The sequence below is a fragment of the Flavobacterium bernardetii genome (assembly GCF_011305415.1).
GTDB lineage: Bacteria > Bacteroidota > Bacteroidia > Flavobacteriales > Flavobacteriaceae > Flavobacterium > Flavobacterium bernardetii.
This window is the reverse complement of sequence record NZ_JAANOQ010000020.1, coordinates 1,434-4,368: the sequence shown is the minus strand read 5'-3', so window position 1 is coordinate 4,368 and position 2,935 is coordinate 1,434. Positions and strand designations below refer to the sequence as shown.

Below are 2,935 nucleotides of genomic sequence, written 5' to 3'. Positions count from 1 at the left end.
AACATTACAATAAGCTTACGGGTTATTAGTACTACTCGACTATGACATTACTGCCTTTACATCTATAGCCTATCAACGTAGTCATCTCCTACGACCCTTAAAAGAAATCTCATCTTGTGGTGGGTTTCGCGCTTATATGCTTTCAGCGCTTATCCCTTCCAAACGTAGCTACTCTGCGGTGCTCCTGGCGGAACAACAGATACACCAGAGGTTTGTCCAACTCGGTCCTCTCGTACTAGAGTCAGATCCACTCAAATTTCTAACGCCCACAGTAGATAGAGACCGAACTGTCTCACGACGTTCTGAACCCAGCTCGCGTGCCACTTTAATGGGCGAACAGCCCAACCCTTGGGACCTTCTCCAGCCCCAGGATGTGACGAGCCGACATCGAGGTGCCAAACCCCCCCGTCGATATGAGCTCTTGGGGGAGATCAGCCTGTTATCCCCGGCGTACCTTTTATCCTTTGAGCGATGGCCCTTCCATGCGGAACCACCGGATCACTATGCTCTACTTTCGTACCTGATCGACCTGTATGTCTCTCAGTCAAGCTCCCTTATGCCATTGCACTCTACGCACGGTTACCAAGCGTGCTGAGGGAACCTTTAGAAGCCTCCGTTACTCTTTTGGAGGCGACCACCCCAGTCAAACTACCCACCAAACAATGTCCCCCCATTGGGGGTTAGGCCTCAGACAAGTAAAGGGTGGTATTTCAACAATGACTCCACAACGCCTAGCGACGCCGCTTCAAAGTCTCCCACCTATCCTACACATCACGTGTCCAAGGTCAATATTAAGCTATAGTAAAGGTGCACAGGGTCTTTTCGTCCCACTGCGGGTAAGCGGCATCTTCACCGCTACTACAATTTCACCGAGCTCATGGCTGAGACAGTGTCCAGATCGTTACACCATTCGTGCAGGTCGGAACTTACCCGACAAGGAATTTCGCTACCTTAGGACCGTTATAGTTACGGCCGCCGTTTACTGGGGCTTCATTTCAATGCTTCTGATTGCTCATAACATCTCCACTTAACCTTCCAGCACCGGGCAGGTGTCAGGCCCTATACTTCATCTTACGATTTTGCAGAGCCCTGTGTTTTTGATAAACAGTCGCCTGGACCTCTTCACTGCGGCCCTCATTACTGAGGGCGACCCTTCTCCCGAAGTTACGGGTCTATTTTGCCTAATTCCTTAGCCATGAATCTCTCGAGCACCTTAGGATTCTCTCCTCAACTACCTGTGTCGGTTTACGGTACTGGTACTTATAATCTAAGTTTAGAAGTTTTTCTTGGAAGCCCTTAGGCGCACTATCCCATTGTCCGAAGACTCCGAGTACTATCGTATTTCCCCAAAACCCGCGCATTTGACTACGGGTCCTATAGGTAGGTACTTCAACGAACTATTCCGTCAGTTCGCGGCGCTTTCATCACTCCGTCACTCCATCACAATTATAAGTAGTACGGGAATATTAACCCGTTAGCCATCGACTGTCCCTTTCGGGTTCGCCTTAGGACCAGACTAACCCGCAGCTGATTAGCATAGCTGCGGAAACCTTAGTTTTTCGGTGTGCGGGTTTCTCGCCCGCATTATCGTTACTTATGCCTACATTTTCTTTTCTAAACAGTCCAGCATGACTCACATCACACCTTCGACCCAGTTTAGAATGCTCCCCTACCACTTGACTCAAAAGTCAAATCCATAGCTTCGGTAATACACTTATGCCCGATTATTATCCATGCTCGTCCGCTCGACTAGTGAGCTGTTACGCACTCTTTAAATGAATGGCTGCTTCCAAGCCAACATCCTAGCTGTCTATGCAGACAAACCGCGTTATTTCAACTTAGCGTATATTTGGGGACCTTAGCTGATGGTCTGGGTTCTTTCCCTCTCGGACTTGGACCTTAGCACCCAAGCCCTCACTGCTGGTAAACATTATATAGCATTCGGAGTTTGTCAGGAATTGGTAGGCGATGAAGCCCCCGCATCCAATCAGTAGCTCTACCTCTATATAACTATAACCCAGCGCTGCACCTAAATGCATTTCGGGGAGTACGAGCTATTTCCGAGTTTGATTGGCCTTTCACCCCTACCCACAAGTCATCCGAAGACTTTTCAACGTCAACCGGTTCGGACCTCCACTGTGTGTTACCACAGCTTCATCCTGCCCATGGGTAGATCACACGGTTTCGCGTCTACCATTACTGACTAAAGCGCCCTATTCAGACTCGCTTTCGCTACGGATCCGTGACTTAATCACTTATCCTCGCCAGCAACGGTAACTCGTAGGCTCATTATGCAAAAGGCACGCCGTCACACCACTTGGATGCTCCGACCGCTTGTAGGCGTATGGTTTCAGGATCTATTTCACTCCGTTATTCACGGTTCTTTTCACCTTTCCCTCACGGTACTGGTTCACTATCGGTCTCTCAGGAGTATTTAGCCTTAGCGGATGGTCCCGCCAGATTCACACAGGGTTTCACGTGCCCCGCGCTACTCAGGATACCACTATCGTTATCTTCTCTTACTTATACGGGACTATCACCCTCTTTGGTTAACCTTTCCAGGTTATTCTAATTCAATCCGCAACAAATGTCGTGGTCCTACAACCCCAATATTGCCGTAACAACATTGGTTTGGGCTAATCCGCGTTCGCTCGCCACTACTTACGGAATCACTTTTGTTTTCTTCTCCTCCGCCTACTTAGATGTTTCAGTTCAGCGGGTTCACTCTCCTATCGGAGTAACATGTCTTCAACATGTTGGGTTGCCCCATTCGGATATCTACGGATCAATTCGTGTGTGCCAATCCCCGTAGCTTTTCGCAGCTTATCACGTCCTTCATCGCCTCTGAGAGCCAAGGCATCCCCCATACGCCCTTATTTTGCTTATTGTATTCTTATAATGAGCTAAATCTTGCGATTTAATTATATGTTTTTTT

Annotated in this window: 1 rRNA gene; it reads right to left on the bottom strand. The window is 48.5% G+C overall.

The features are described 5' to 3' along the window. Positions 1 to 5: 5 nt before the first annotated feature. Positions 6 to 2,888 (bottom strand): 23S ribosomal RNA (locus tag G6N05_RS15335). Positions 2,889 to 2,935: the final 47 nt, after the last annotated feature.